The organism is Roseomonas rosulenta (assembly GCF_016106005.1).
GTDB lineage: Bacteria > Pseudomonadota > Alphaproteobacteria > Acetobacterales > Acetobacteraceae > Neoroseomonas > Neoroseomonas rosulenta.
This window is the reverse complement of record NZ_JACADR010000104.1, coordinates 1-14,220: the sequence shown is the minus strand read 5'-3', so window position 1 is coordinate 14,220 and position 14,220 is coordinate 1. Positions and strand designations below refer to the sequence as shown.

Genomic DNA, 14,220 nt, shown 5'->3' with positions numbered 1-14,220 from the left:
GCGCCTGTGCAGCGCGAATGCAGCGCCGGCGCCTGCCGCGGCGTGCACGGGATCGGCGCCGCTGCCGCAGATGGCGCGGCGGCGGGCCGCGCGGCCGCCATCGCTGCCGGCTGCGCGGCAGGGGCGGATTTCGCGCTGCCCGTAGCGGCCGCGGCAGACCATCGGCCCTTCCCGCTGTGGGAAGTGAAGGGCAGCGGCAAGGCCTTCGTGGACATCCAGGACGATGTCACTGCGAAGGACATCCGCCTCGCCCATCGCGAGGGCTTCGCGCATATCGAGCACGCCAAGCGCTACACGACGCATTCCATGGGCACCGACCAGGGCAAGACCGGTGGCATCGTCGGCGCCGCCGTGCTGGCGGAAGCGCGTGCGGAACCCGTCGCGAAGGTCGGCTTGCCGCGCTTCCGGCCGTATGCCACGCCCATCGCCTGGGGAGCGATGGCAGGTGAAGGCGTGGGCAAGAACTTTCAGCCGACGCGCCGCACCTCGCTGCACACCGTGCACGAGGCCGCCGGCGCCGTCTGGCTCGATGCAGGCATCTGGAAGCGCCCGGCCTACTACCCGAAGCCTGCCGATGCCGATCCCTGGGCGAGCGTCATGCGCGAAGCGCGCACGGTGCGCGAGCGTGTGGGCGTCTGCGATGTCTCGACACTCGGGAAGATTTCCGTCGAGGGACCGGATGCGGCGACCTTCCTCGACCGCGTCTATGCCAACACCTTCTCAACCTTGCCGGTCGGGCGTGCGCGCTATGGGCTGATGCTGCGCGAGGACGGCATTGTGTTCGATGACGGCACCACCAGCCGTATTGGGCCAGAGCGCTTCTTCGTAACCACCACCACGGCGCAGGCCGGGCCGGTGATGCAGCACCTGGAATTCCACCTGGCCACCGCCTGGCCGGATCTCGATGTCAGCCTGGCCAGCATCACGGACCATTGGGCGGCGATCGCCATCGCAGGGCCGCGCGCGCGCGACGTGGTGGCGGGCGTGGTGACCGGTCTCGACCTCTCGAACGACGCCTTTCCGTTCATGGCCGTGGCGGACTGCATGGCCGCGGGCGTGCCGGCGCGGCTGTTCCGTATCTCATTTTCCGGCGAGCTGGCCTACGAGATCGCAATGCCCGCGGGACATGCGGCGCATGTCTGGAAGTCAGCGATGGCCGCCGGCGCGTCGCACGGCATCGAGCCCTACGGGATGGAGGCGCTGGGCCTGCTGCGCATCGAGAAGGGGCATGTCGCCGGGCCCGAGTTGAACGGCCAGACCACGGCGCACGACCTTGGCCTTGGCCGCATGTTAAAGAAGAAGGGCGACTACATCGGGCGCGCGCTGGCGCAGCGACCAGGCATGACGGACCCGTTGCGGCCGCGCCTGGTGGGCGTGCGCAGCATCGATCCAGCGCGCCAGATCCGCGCCGGTTCGCACCTGCTCCTGCATGGCGGCGACGGGCGCAGCGAAGGCTGGATCTCCAGCGCAACGCGATCCGTGGTCGATCCTGGCTGGATCGGCCTTGGTATGCTGCGCGACGGCGAAGCGCGCATCGGCACCGAGATGCTGGCGGCCAATCCGCTGATGAACGAGGAAGTGCCGGTCAAGATCATCAGCCCGCACATGCACGACCCGGAGAACCTGCGTGTCCGCGCCTGAGCCGATCCACCCCCTCGCCGCCGTCGCGACGCCAGGCATTCACGGCGCGCAGGGTGTCCCGCAGGTGCATGTCTCCTTGCCGCGCCGCGAGATCGTGCAGGTCATGGGCCGCCGCGGACGGCTTGACGCGCTGACTCAGGCGATCCAGGGAGCCTTCGGGGTCGCGCTGCCCGGCCCCGGTGAAACCTCCACGGGCGCGGATGCCACCGCCATCTGGATCCAGCCCGCTGCCTGGTTGATTATGGCGCCGCGCGGCACTGAAGCAGCCCTTGCGGCGCGGGCTGCCGTCGCCTTCGCCGGCATCGCCGCGGTCGAGGACCAGAGCCACGGCCGCACAGTCATCGCCGTGTCCGGTCCTGCCGCATGCGCAGTGCTGGCACGCGGCTGCCGGATCGACCTGCATCCGCGCGCCTTCGGTCCCGGCCGCGCCGCGATGACGCAAATCGCGCATGTCTCCTGCCTGGTGCACCAGGTGCATGCATCCCCCTCCTTTGAATTGACGGTGTTCTCGACACTGGCGGAGCATGTCTTCCACTGGCTGCTCGAAGCCGGTGCCGAAGCCGGCGTGCGGATCGGATGACGCGCCGGCCGCGCATTGCGGCGCCGCAAAGGCGCGTGCCATGCTCGGCTCCGTGACGGCAACAGCGCCTCTCCCGCGCGATGCGCCGGTGCTCTCGGTTGAGGCGCCGTTGCTGTCCGTGCGCGATCTCACCGTCCACATCCCCGTGCCGCCGCATGTGCTGCGTGCGGTGGACGGCATCACCTTCGATCTGCGCCGCGGCGAAACGCTCGGCCTGGTGGGAGAGAGCGGTAGCGGCAAGACGCTGACCGCGCTGGCGCTCATGCGGCTCCTAGAGCCGCCCCTGGCGGACCTGCCGCGCGGGGAGGTGCTGCTCGAAGGCACGGACCTGATGCGGCTGAGCGAAGTGGATATGTCGGCGCTGCGCGGTCGTGCGCTGTCGATGGTCTTCCAGGAGCCAATGACCTCGCTGAACCCGGTGATGACAGTGGGCCGTCAGATCGCCGAACCGGTGGTGCGGCATCTTGGCCTGTCCACACGCGCCGCCGCCGCACGAGCGCAGGAGATGCTCCGCCTCGTCGGCATCCCGGACCCCGCGCGCGTCGCCGGCGCCTATCCGCATCTTATGTCCGGCGGTATGCGCCAGCGCGCGATGATCGCCATCGCGCTGGCCTGCCGGCCGTCCCTGCTGATCGCAGATGAGCCGACCACCGCGCTCGACGTCACGGTGCAGGCGCAGATCCTCGACCTGCTCGCCGAACTGCAGCGAGAGATGGGCAGCGCCATTCTGCTCATCACCCACGACCTCGCTGTCATTGCGGAGACGGCGCACCGCGTCGCGGTGATGTATGCCGGACGCATCGTCGAGGAGGCGCCGGTCGGCTCTCTCTTTACTGCACCTCGCCACCCCTACACGCGCGGCCTTCTTGCGAGCATCCCGCGCATCGAACGCAACCCGGCCGCGACGCTGCCCGAGATTCCGGGGATGGTGCCGGGGCCCGCGGAGCGTCCCGCCGGCTGCGCCTTCGCGCCCCGCTGTGGCCGTGCCCTTCCGCGCTGCGCTGAGGAGGCACCCCCGCTCGCCATACTGACCCCCGCGCACCGAGCTGCCTGCTGGAACCCGGCCGATGGCTGACGCCTTGCTCAAGGTCACGGGCCTCGAGGTCCACTTTCCCATCCGCTCACCCTTCCTGCGACGGCGCACCGGTACCGTTCGTGCGGTTGATGGCGTCAACCTGGAAGTGGCGCGCGGCGAGACGCTGGCGCTCGTCGGTGAAAGCGGTTGCGGCAAGACCACCACCGGCAAGGCGATCCTGCGTCTGATCGACCCCACTGGCGGCAGCATCCGCTTCCGTGGCGAGGAGATCGCCCACCACACGCCGCGCCAGCTCGCGCCGTTCCGGCGGCGCATGCAGATCGTCTTCCAGGATCCGTACGCCAGCCTCAACCCGCGCATGACGGTGGGTGGCATCCTGGCCGCGCCCTTCGAAATCCACCGCATCGGCGACGCGAAGGATCGCCCCGGGCGCGTCGCCGCGCTGCTGCGCACGGTGGGCCTGCCGCCGGAGGCCGCGCGCCGCTACCCGCATGAATTCAGCGGCGGACAGCGCCAGCGCATCGGCATTGCGCGCGCGCTGGCACTGCAGCCGGATCTCGTCATCGGCGACGAGCCTGTCTCCGCGCTCGATGTCTCCATCCAGGCGCAGATCATCAACCTGATGCGGCGGCTGCAGGCGGAACTCGGCCTCGCCTACATCATGATCTCGCACAATCTCGCCGTGGTGAGCCACGTCGCGGACCGTGTGGCGGTCATGTACCTCGGTCGCGTGGTCGAGACGGCGCCGCGGGAGGCGTTGTTCTTCGACGCACGCCATCCCTACACCCAGGCGCTACTCTCCGCGGTGCCCGAGCCCGTGCCCGGCGGCCGCCGCACACGCCGTGTGCCGCAAGGCGACGTGCCGAGCCCGGCACACCCGCCATTGGGCTGCCACTTCCATCCGCGCTGCCCGCACGCCATGCCGGTATGTTCTCAGGAAGCGCCAGCGTCGCGCATTGTCAGCCCCGGCCATGCGGTGGCTTGCCATCTGGTGCCAGCATGATCGGCTTCGTCCTCCGTCGCCTGCTGCAGGCCGTGCCGCTGCTGGTGGGCGTGTCGCTGATCGGCTTCGGGCTGATGCACCTGGCGCCGGGTGGGCCGCTTGCGATCTACACGCTGAATCCCACGATCCAGGTGCAGGACATCGAGCGCATCAAGATCATCTTCGGCCTCGACCAGCCGGTGCATGTTCAATACGTGAAGTGGGCGACGGGGATCTTCTCCGGCAACTGGGGCTACACCTTTTTCGGCGGCCGGCCTGTGCTGGACGTGATCCTGGAACGCCTGCCGGCCACGCTGCTGCTGATGGGCAGCGCGCTGTCGGTGGCGATCGTGCTGGGATTGTCGGTCGGCGTGCTGGGCGCGGTGAAGCGTTATTCGGTGTTCGACACACTGGCCACGACAGGTGCTCTGTTCGCATTGTCCTTCCCGACCTTCTGGTTCGGGCTGATGGCGATCTTCGTCTTCGCCATCGAACTGCGCTGGCTGCCCTCGGGCGGCATGTGGGAATTGGGGGAGGAGGGCAGCATCCTGTCGCTCCTGCGCCACCTCGTGCTGCCGACCATGGTGCTGGCGCTGGTCATCACCGCGACCTGGAGCCGCTACGCACGCTCGGCCTTCCTCGAGGTGATGCACCAGGACTTCATGCGCACGGCGCGCGCCAAGGGCGTGACTCCGAAGGCGCGGCTGCTGCGCCACGCCTTCCCCAATGCCGCAAAGCCGCTGATCGCGCTGCTCGGTGTCGAACTGCCCTTCCTGTTCTCCGGCGCGCTGGTGACCGAGACGATCTTCGGCTGGCCGGGCATGGGACGGCTGTTCGTCGATGCGCTGGGGATGAAGGAATACCCGGTGCTGATGGGCATGATGATGTTCACGGCCATCTTCGTGATTCTGGGCAACCTGCTGGCGGACATCGCCATCGCAGCGATCGACCCCCGCGTGAGGCTGCAATGAGCGCCGCCATCGCCACACCGGAAGGCCAGGCTGCGCGCGTGTGGAAGCGCTTCCGCCGGCATCGCCTGGCGCTGGCGGGCGCGCTGGTGGTGGCGCTGCTGCTGGCCTCGGCATTGTTCGCGCCGCTGCTGGCGCCGCAGGACCCGACGTTGCTCGACACCGCGCTGCGCTTCCGCGCGCCCTTCACGGATTGGCGCTTCCCCCTGGGCACAGATGAGCTCGGCCGCGACACGCTGTCGCGCCTGCTGCATGGCGGGCGGGTTTCGCTCACGGTGGGGCTGGTGGCCATGGTCACCACCGTGATGACCGGGGCGCTGATCGGGATTGCGGCAGGCTACCTCGGCGGCATCGCGGACACGCTGCTGATGCGCTTCGTGGACACCATGCTGTGCTTCCCGCAGGTCTTCCTGCTGCTGGTGGTGGCGGCCTTCGTGCCACCGACGCTGTTGTCCATTTCGCTGGTGATCGGCCTGACATCCTGGATGGAGGTCAGCCGCATCGTGCGGGCGGAGATCCTGCACCTGAAGGAACAGGATTTCGTCGCCGCCGCGCGGGCGCTCGGCGCCTCCCGTTCCCGCATCATGCTGCGCGAATTGCTGCCGAATGCAGCGGCGCCCATCCTGGTGGCTGCGACGCTGAAGGTTGCATCCGCCGTACTGATGGAAAGCTACATCTCCTACCTCGGCTACGGAGTGCAACCGCCGCTGGCGTCGTGGGGAAATATGCTCACCAATGCCCAGGGGTATTTCGACACTGTCCCCTGGCTTGCCATCCTGCCCGGGGCGGCGATCACGTTGACGGTGATGGGCTTCAACTTCCTGGGCGACGGGCTGCGCGACGCGCTCGACCCCCGCCTGCGCATGGATCCGTGACCAACGAAAAGAAGGAGGCTGCAGACATGACATTCACCCTCTCCCGACGCGGCATGCTCGCGGGTTCCGCCGGCGCCGCTACGATGCTCGCCGCACCCACCGTGTGGGGCCAGGCGCTGAACCGCGACCGCATCATCCTCGCGATGACGCAGGAACCGGTGCAGTTCAACCCACTGCTCTACGTCAACGCCGGCACCGAGAACGTGCCGGAGGCCTGCATCTTCGACGCGCTGTGGGACGTGGACGACAAGGGCAACTTCATCCCGAACCTGGCGGCGCAGGTGCCCACGCGCCAGAACGGCGGCATCTCCGCCGATGGGCTGACCTGGACGGTCAACCTCAAGCGCGACGTGAAATGGAGCGACGGCCAGCCCTTCACCTCGAAGGATGTCGAGTTCACTTACCAGACCATCATGAATCCGGCGGTGGCGGTGCGTTCGCGTTCGGGCTTCGACCTCATCAAGGCCTTCCGCGTAAAGGACGCGCATACGGTCGAAATGGAGCTGTTGCGCCCCTTCGTCCCCTTCCTGTGGGCGTGGCAGAACATGCACATCGTCCCGCACCACATCCTGTCGCGCGAGGCGAACATCCAGACGGCGGCCTTCAACAGCCAGCCGGTCGGCACAGGCGCCTACATCCTCCGCAGCCGCACCGCCGGCAGCCACATGGTTTATGAGCGCAACCCGAACTATCACCGCGGCCCGGCCAAGGTGCGGCAGTTCATCCACAAGTTCGTGCCCGACCAGATGGCCGCCTACGGCCAGGCGCGCACAGGGGAGGTGGACTACTTCGCGCTTGGCGGCGTGCCGCCGGATCGCTGGACGGAATCGCGCGCCTTCCCGGATCGCGACTTCCTTGTCTACCCGACGCCCAACGTGCAGTTCATCTACTACAACTGCGGCAAGCCGCAGTTCGCCGATCCGCGCGTACGCCGCGCGTTGACGATGGCGACGCAGATGCAGAAGTCGATCGACGACATCTATTTCGGCACCTGGCCGCGCACCCTGTCCTACCTGCAGCCGACGCACTGGGCCTACAACAGGGACCTGCGCGATTACACCAACGACGCCGCCGGCGCCGAACGCCTGCTCGACGAGGCCGGCTGGCGCAAGGGTGCCGACGGCATCCGCGCCAAGGACGGCGTGCAGCTGAAGTTCACCATGTCGACCACCGCGGGCAACGTCGCGCGCCAGGGCTGCCAGGCGCTGTTCCAGCAGAACTGGAAGGCGATCGGCGTCGAGATGGAAATCCGCAACATGCCGGCCTCCGTCGTGTGGGGTGAATTCACCACGCAGTCGCGCTTTGACACGCTGCTGGTGGCCTGGGACCCGACGGTGGGCCTCGACCCCGACTACACCGCGCGCTGCCATTCGAAGATGATCCCGGTGAAGCATCGCCAGGGGTCGAACTACGTGCAGTACGAGAATGCGGAAGTCGATCGCCTGCTCGAGCTCGGCGTGACGCAGACCGAACAGGCGGACCGCATCGCGACCTACAAGCAGATCCAGGCCATCCTGCATGATGAAGTGCCCTTCGCCGCCCAGGGCGGGTCGGTGCAAGGGCACCTGAAGCGCAAGCAGCTGCAGGGGCCGACGCCGAACCAGTACGTCACGGACATCACCTGGAACGTCTACGACTGGGCCTGGGCGTAGCGCGCGGCGACCATCACGCCGGCAGGGCGTCCCAGCCCTGCCGGCTGCGCCAGTCCAGCGGCAGGTTGCCGAAGCGCGAGAGCTTCAACTGCGACAGGTCCGCGAAGTCGCAATGGCCCTGCAAGACAAGTTGCGCGAGCGCGCGCCCCGTCGCCGGCGACAGCCCGAAGCCAACCGACGACATGCTGGCGACTACCACATTCGCCGGATCATCGAGCCGATCGAGGATCGGCCGCCCATCCGGCGTATTCTCCACGATCCCGCCCCAGGACCGGATCACCCGCACATGGCCGAGGCGGGGGAACATCTCGTTCAGCCGCCGCGCAAGGCTTGCTACCACGGGCGAATTGACCGCGCGCGGCGTCGCTTCCCCGTCCAGGTCGATCCACTCATGCGGCCCGCCGCCATAGGCAAGGTTGCCGCGCAGCGTCTGCCGCCCATAAAGCCCGTTGCCGTCCACGCCGCCGATGGCAATCGGCGGCACCGGCTCGGTCACGATCATTTCCACGCGCGCGGGGGCCACCGGCACGCGATGACCGAGCGGTGCGGCCAAGGCCGCGCTATGCGGTCCGGCAGCGAGCACCACGGCGTCGCAGCCGATCTCGCCCACGCTGGTATCCACCGCCACCGCGCGTCCGCCCTGGACGCGGATGCCGCGCACCGCCGTGTGCTGCAGGATGCGCCCGCCATGGCGCTCCACCGCCCAGGCATAGGCCTGGCTGGTGCGCTGCGGATTGGCATGGCCGCCATAGCGCCAATGCACGCCGCCCACGGCATTCTCGCCGACCCAGGGCACCATGTCGCGCAGTTGCGCGCGGTCCATCTCGTCGGCCACGAAGCCTTGGTCGGTCGCCAGGCGTGTGGACTTCCAAAGGCGGTCGAGCTGCCCGTCATCCAGCGCTACCTTGATGCGGTGGGGCCGCCATTCGGTCGGGTGGCCCAGCAGTTCGTCCATCATCGGCCACAGTCGCTGCTCCTCGCGGAACAACGGTGAATAGGGATGCGTGCAGCCGCCGCCGTTACGCCCGCTGGCCTCCCATCCGACGATCCCCTTCTCGATCACAGTAACCGGATGGCCCTCCCGCGCCAGCCAGAAGGCTGTGGACAGGCCGGTGACGCCGCCGCCGACGATGACGATCACTTCACCACATCCTCTGGGCTGAGCCGTCCGCCGATGTACTCGGCATCCACGGGGGCCGGCTCCCAATGCGGCAGCCATTGCGCCGCGATGCCAAACCAGCCGGTCCAGTCGGCACGCAGCACCGCGTCCTCCTCCAGCGCCGCCAGCACGCAGAGCGGAAGCGGGCGCAAGGGCACGCGATGGGATGCCAACGGCGCGGGGCCGTCGCGCGACAGCAGCGCATGCACGGCTTCCCGGCACCGACGCCCCTGGCAGGCGCCCATGCCGGCACGGGTCAGGCGCTTCACCTGGTCCTGGTTGAGCACGCCGAGCGCGGAAAGCCCGGCATCGGGACCGGCAGCATCGAGGTAGCGCGGCGGGCGCAGCGCGCGCAGGTCGCCGCAGGAGACCTCCTCGCAGGCACAGACCAGCGCTTCCTCGCTTGCCAGTGCGACCTCGTGCCACCGCGCGCGCGCCATGGGCGCAGTGCCGGCGGCATCGCCGACCACCTGCACGACGGCGTGGCTGCTGCGCCCCGCAGCGTCGAGCACCGGCGCGAAGCCGCCGCGCGCGGGATCCCAGGCGATCGCGCAGCCGAGCACGTCGGCCAGGTCCACCACCGGCACCGTGTCCACCGCCATCACCACCGTGTCGCATGCGGCCTCCGGCCAGGTTGCGCCGGACTGCCATGCAATCCCGGTCACCTCCTCGCGCCCCAGGATGCGCAGCGGGACCGCCTCCTTGATGTGCGCCGCGACATCGAGCCCCGCATGGCGCGCGGCGGCAACCACGCCATCGGCCAGCGCGCCGCCGCCAAGCACGGCGATGCGCCGCCCTGCAAAGGCGGCATACAGGCGCAGCGCCGCGTCGAAGCCGCGCGCGCCCATCACGCCGGGCAGCGTCCAACCCTCGAAGGGCAGCACCACGTCGCGCGCGCCGGTTGCGATCGTAAGTCGATCGAAGGCCACCAGCCAGGCGGCAGCGCCATCGGCTAGGCCCAACAGCGGCTTCGGCAGCGCCCGGCTGGATTGGCCCTTCACGAATCCGCCCCAGGCGGCGACGCCGAGCGCCACCTCGACCCCCTCCTCCATCGCAGCGAGAAGGTCGGGCCGCGCGGCAGCCACGCGCTCCTCCATGCGGGCAGGATTCTGCACCGCGGAACCCGCGCGCGTGCCGAACAGGTAGGGGATGTCGAGGCCGATCAGGCCGGGATCGAGAGGGTGCTCATCCACCAGCAGCGTGGCCTCGCCGGCGGCGGCGGACCGTCGCGCCGCGGCGATGCCTGCCTCCCCCGCGCCGACCACGACATGCGCGAAGGCGCCCCGTAGCGGGAAGGTCTTGCCGGCGATGGAGGTGGGGTCTGCGATCGTCATCTGCGCACGATAGGGCGGCGATGCGGAACAGTCATCGGCCACGGCGGATGGGACGGGCACGAATGTCCATCGTCGGATGATTTGAGACGGTGGAGGGTGCTCAGGATTGGAGTGTCTGGCTCACCTTGGTTGAAGGTTATGCGGCCTGCTGCTGGTGCAGCAAGCGGCGGCGTTGGATGGTCTGACGCTTGATGCGTTGTCGCTCACGCAGGATCGTGGGTCCGCGGCCGAAGTAGACATCGGCCGGGGTGAGGTTCTGCAGGCTCTCGTGGGCGCGGCGGTGATTGTAGTGCTCGACGAAAGCGGCGACCTGCGCCTCGAGATCGCCGGGCAGATAGTAGTTCTCGAGCAGGACGCGGTTTTTTCAGGGTCTGGTGCCAGCGCTCGATCTTGCCCTGGGTCTGCGGATGGCAGGGCGCGCCGCGGGTGTGCGGCATGCCGTTGCTGGCGAGCCAATCGGCGAACTCGCCGGCGATGTAGCTCGGCCCATTCTCCGAGAGGAGACGCGGTCGATGCTGCACCCGGGCGGTGCTGCAGCCGGAGACCTCGAACGCGAGCTCGAGGGTGCGCGAGGAACAGGTCTGCCAGCACGTCGATCACGTCCGACGAGGCCAGCCTCCTCCCCACCCGGATCGCCAACGCCTCACGCGTGAACTCGTCCACCACGCAAAGCATGCGGAACTTCCGGCCCTCCCGGGTCCGGTCCTCGACGAAGTCGTAGGCCCAGACGTGGTTCGGCCGCTCCGGCCGCAGCCGGATGCAGGACCCGTCCGCCAGCCACAGCCTGCCGCTGCGGCACTTTCAGCCCCTCCCGACGCCGGATCCGCTCCACCCGCTTACGGTTCACCGTCCAGCCGGCGCCCCTCAGCAGCGCCGTGATCCGGCGATAGCCGTACCGGCCATAGCGCTTCGCCAACTCGATGATGTCGGCCGTCAGTCGTTCCTCATCCTCCGCCCTGCGCGGCACCTTGCGCTGCGTCGAGCGGTGCTGCCCCAGCACCGCGCAGGCCCTGCGCTCGGAGATCCCGATCTCGCGCACCACATGCTCGACGCAGGCCCGCCGCCGCGCGGGGCTCACCATTGTCCCGAGGCAGCTTCCTTCAGGATCACCTTCTCGAGCGTCAGGTCCGACACCGCCTTGCGCAGCCGCGCGTTCTCGCGCTCCAACTCCTTCAGCCGCTTCACTGGTCCAGCTTCAGGCCGCCAAACTCCGTCCGCCAGCGATAGTACGTCGGTTCCGTCACGCCGATCGCGCGCACCGCATCGGCCACCGTCTTCCCCTGGCCAACCAGCACCTCCGCCTGCCGCAGCTTCGCAACAATCTCCTCAGGCGCGTGCGCCTTCTTCCGTCCCATCCCCACACCTCCCCTCGCTGCCGCCGGACCTACATGACCGGCGGACCGCTTCTAGGGGGGGCAGGTCAGGACCCGGCTGCTGCGCATCACCGACGCGGGGCTGCGCGTGATCGGCGTCGAGTCGGTCGACGCGGAGCCCGAGGACACCCGCCCGCGGGACGAGCGCAACGGGGTGGATCCCCGCCTAATCGACGGCGACGAGAACGGCGAGCCGGTAACGGTTGGCAACACGGCGCCCACGCGCGCGGAGGACGCCGCGCCGCAGGACACGCCCGCCGAGCCGACCGAACCCGCCCAGGCCGCGCCCCTCGCGGAAGACATCGCCCTTCTGGACCAGGCCCTCGCAACGCCACGCTCGACGCCGATCCCCACTCTGCGCGCCGCCGCCCAGCGCGTCCTCGACGCCTGGGATGACGATGCTAACCGCGAGGGCGATATGATCGGCGCCCTAGATGGCCCGATGAATGCACTGCGCGCCGCGCTGGCGGCGAAGCCCGGCCGGCCGCCGCAGGAGCCGGGCGCGCCGCGCAAGCCGCGCGAGGGAACAAAGCAGCAGGCGGTGCTCGCCCTGCTCCGCCGCCCCGAGGGGGCGACGGTGGCGCAGGTCGCGGAGGCGACTGGCTGGGCGCAGCACACGGTGCGCGGGTTCTTCGCCGGGCTGAAAAAGAAGGGCATCGAGGTCACGGTGCTGGAGCGGGTCCGCCAGGTCGGGCCGAAACAAGAAGGCGCCCGCGGATCATACAGCGTCTACAAGGCCGAAGGCTGACCCGCGCCAGACGCGCACCTCACGCCGCCGCTCGCACCCCGCGGGTGGCGGCGATACGGTCAGCTCGGAGCATATCCGGGTGTCTCTCAGCCGTGCGCCTTCATCTGAGTGGAACTCGATCAACCACTCGGGCGACGGAGGATCGATGATGACCATTCAAGGCTTCGGCGCGATCCGTGCTACTGCGCCGCCATGGAGACCAAACCGCCCATTCCCCGAGCAGTCCTAGTCGGCATCCAGACGCCGGAGGTCGATGACATCGCGCACGCGGCCAGCCTCGAGGAGCTGGGCCGTCTTGTGAAGACGCTCGGCTACGAGGTGGTGGGATCGGTGTCGCAGCGGCGCGAAGGCACCGGCGCCGGGTCGCTGCTGGGCAGCGGCAAGTTGGCGGAACTGGCGGCACTCACGGGCGGCACCGGCATCGTCGGCTCGATGGCGCCGCCGCCGAGATCCAAGGCACGGCAGCGCTTCGACGGCGCCGCCGAAGCAACCGCCAAGGCGGAACCGGAAGCCGATACCAGCCGCAAGCCTGATTTCGTGATCGTCGACCACGAGCTCTCGCCAAGCCAGATTCGCAATCTTGAACGGGCGACCGGCGCCGAGGTGCTCGACCGCACCGGCGTCATCGTCGAGATCTTCCACCGCCACGCCAACACGCGCGAGGCGAAGCTGCAGGTCGAGATGGCGCGGCTGAAATACGTCGCACCCCGACTGCGCGAATCCGCCGGCGGTGGCGGGCGGCAGCAGGGGCCTGGTGCCGGCGAGACCACACTCGATCTCGACCGCCGCAAGATCCGCGACCGGATCTCCGAGTTGAAGGATCAGCTAGAGGCGGTGCAGCGCGACAGCGACAACCGTCGCACCGGCCGGCGTGATCAGCTGCGCGTCGCGCTGGTCGGCTACACCAATGCGGGTAAGTCATCCCTGATGCGGGCGCTGACCGGCAGCCAGGTGCTGGTGGAGGACAAGCTGTTCGCCACGCTCGACACCACCGTCCGCATCCTGCAGCCCGAGACGCGGCCCCGCGTGCTGATTTCCGACACGGTCGGCTTCATCAAGCAGCTGCCACACGACCTGGTCGCGTCCTTCCGCTCCACCCTGGCGGAGGCGCTGGAAGCCTCGCTGCTGCTGTTCGTGGTCGACGCGTCGGACCCGACCTACGAGGCGCAGCTGGAGGTGAGCCGAAGCGTGTTGCAGGAAATCGGCGCCGATGCCGTGCCCTCGCGCCTCGTGCTGAACAAGATGGACCGGGTGGATGCCGCCCGGCGCGCTGCGCTAGCCGAGAAGCACCCGGACGCGATCATGCTCTCCGCCCACACGCCAGGGGATGTGAGCGCGCTACGGGACACCATCATCGCCTTCTTCGAGGCGGCGATGGTCGAGGACGTGCTGCTACTGCCCTACGCGAAGCAGGGGCTGATCGGCGAAGTGTACGACAGCGCGCGGGTGCTGTCGGAGGAGTACGACGAAACCGGCCGAGTGCTGAAGGTCCGCGGCCTGCCGGGCGCCATCACGCGGTTGCGGCGGAGCCTTGCCGCTCACTGAGCCGTGGCCAACGTGATCCCCGGCCCAACCCTAAACTGGAATTTTCCAGCTCAGGGCGGTGCAGAAATCGGGAGGCAGGTCACAGGACCACGTGTTGAGCCTGCTCGGCGAACGCCCGCGGGGTCAAGTTCCGCAGTGACCCATGCGGCCGTTCCTCATTGTACTCCCGTCTCCAGGCTTCCAGCCGCACCCACGCGTCGTGACCTGACCCCGTAGAAGCGGTCCGCCGGTAATGTAGTCCCGGCGGCAGCGAGGGGAGGTTGGGGATGGCGAGGAGGAAGGCGCACACGCCTGAGGAGATCGTGGCGAAGCTGCGACAGGCGGAGG

At 68.9% G+C, this 14,220-nt stretch carries 12 protein-coding genes and 1 pseudogene; 9 read left to right on the top strand and 4 right to left on the bottom strand.

Annotated features, from left to right (window positions below):
• From HW578_RS13835 to HW578_RS13805, 7 genes are all read left to right on the top strand, one after another.
• Positions 1-1,641 (top strand): glycine cleavage T C-terminal barrel domain-containing protein (locus HW578_RS13835; protein ID WP_304621639.1); only part of this gene is annotated, 1,641 nt, incomplete at its 5' end.
• On the top strand, positions 1,628-2,221 hold the full coding sequence (locus tag HW578_RS13830; RefSeq protein ID WP_198371131.1) for a sarcosine oxidase subunit gamma: 594 nt from the start codon (positions 1,628-1,630) through the stop codon (positions 2,219-2,221). The genes HW578_RS13835 and HW578_RS13830, both read left to right, overlap by 14 nt.
• Before the next feature lie 169 nt (positions 2,222-2,390).
• Positions 2,391-3,296, top strand: coding sequence for an ABC transporter ATP-binding protein (locus HW578_RS13825; protein WP_369407895.1), 906 nt, complete (start codon positions 2,391-2,393; stop codon positions 3,294-3,296).
• The gene (locus HW578_RS13820; protein ID WP_198371129.1) at positions 3,289-4,260 is read left to right on the top strand and encodes an ABC transporter ATP-binding protein; all 972 of its coding nucleotides are present in this window, start codon (positions 3,289-3,291) and stop codon (positions 4,258-4,260) included. The genes HW578_RS13825 and HW578_RS13820 overlap by 8 nt, the downstream gene beginning before the upstream one ends.
• Positions 4,257-5,210: an ABC transporter permease gene (locus HW578_RS13815; protein ID WP_198371128.1), complete on the top strand. Its 954-nt coding sequence runs from the start codon at positions 4,257-4,259 to the stop codon at positions 5,208-5,210. The genes HW578_RS13820 and HW578_RS13815 overlap by 4 nt, the downstream gene beginning before the upstream one ends.
• Positions 5,207-6,082, top strand: coding sequence for an ABC transporter permease (locus HW578_RS13810; protein ID WP_198371127.1), 876 nt, complete (start codon positions 5,207-5,209; stop codon positions 6,080-6,082). Before HW578_RS13815 ends, HW578_RS13810 begins: the two co-directional genes overlap by 4 nt.
• 26 nt (positions 6,083-6,108) lie before the next feature.
• A complete protein-coding gene (locus HW578_RS13805; protein ID WP_198371126.1) occupies positions 6,109-7,734 on the top strand; it encodes a peptide ABC transporter substrate-binding protein in 1,626 nt (541 codons plus the stop codon).
• Positions 7,735-7,747: 13 nt separating this feature from the next.
• On the opposite strand, the gene HW578_RS13800 is transcribed toward HW578_RS13805, so the two are convergent.
• The 3 genes and pseudogenes from HW578_RS13800 to HW578_RS28600 all read right to left on the bottom strand — a co-directional run bounded on the left by HW578_RS13800 (position 7,748) and on the right by HW578_RS28600 (position 11,582).
• Positions 7,748-8,875 carry an NAD(P)/FAD-dependent oxidoreductase gene (locus HW578_RS13800; protein WP_369407894.1) on the bottom strand — a complete coding sequence of 376 codons (1,128 nt, stop codon included), beginning with the start codon at positions 8,873-8,875 and terminating at the stop codon, positions 7,748-7,750.
• Positions 8,872-10,287 carry an FAD/NAD(P)-dependent oxidoreductase gene (locus tag HW578_RS13795; RefSeq protein ID WP_369407893.1) on the bottom strand — a complete coding sequence of 472 codons (1,416 nt, stop codon included), beginning with the start codon at positions 10,285-10,287 and terminating at the stop codon, positions 8,872-8,874. Before HW578_RS13795 ends, HW578_RS13800 begins: the two co-directional genes overlap by 4 nt.
• Positions 10,288-10,363: 76 nt before the next feature.
• Positions 10,364-11,582 (bottom strand): annotated as a pseudogene (locus tag HW578_RS28600) (IS3 family transposase).
• A gap of 106 nt (positions 11,583-11,688) precedes the next feature.
• Here HW578_RS28600 and HW578_RS28440 point away from each other — a divergent pair.
• Positions 11,689-12,348, top strand: a complete 660-nt coding sequence (locus HW578_RS28440) for a DUF3489 domain-containing protein (RefSeq protein WP_369407892.1) — start codon at positions 11,689-11,691, stop codon at positions 12,346-12,348.
• Positions 12,349-12,540: 192 nt separating this feature from the next.
• Positions 12,541-13,893 (top strand): GTPase HflX, encoded by a 1,353-nt coding sequence (hflX, locus tag HW578_RS13775; protein WP_198371124.1) that lies wholly within the window; start codon positions 12,541-12,543, stop codon positions 13,891-13,893.
• Between the two features lie 79 nt (positions 13,894-13,972).
• Here the strand turns inward: hflX and HW578_RS28595 are convergent, their stop codons facing one another.
• Positions 13,973-14,182, bottom strand: coding sequence for an integrase core domain-containing protein (locus HW578_RS28595; RefSeq protein WP_408906252.1), 210 nt, complete (start codon positions 14,180-14,182; stop codon positions 13,973-13,975).
• Positions 14,183-14,220: the final 38 nt, after the last annotated feature.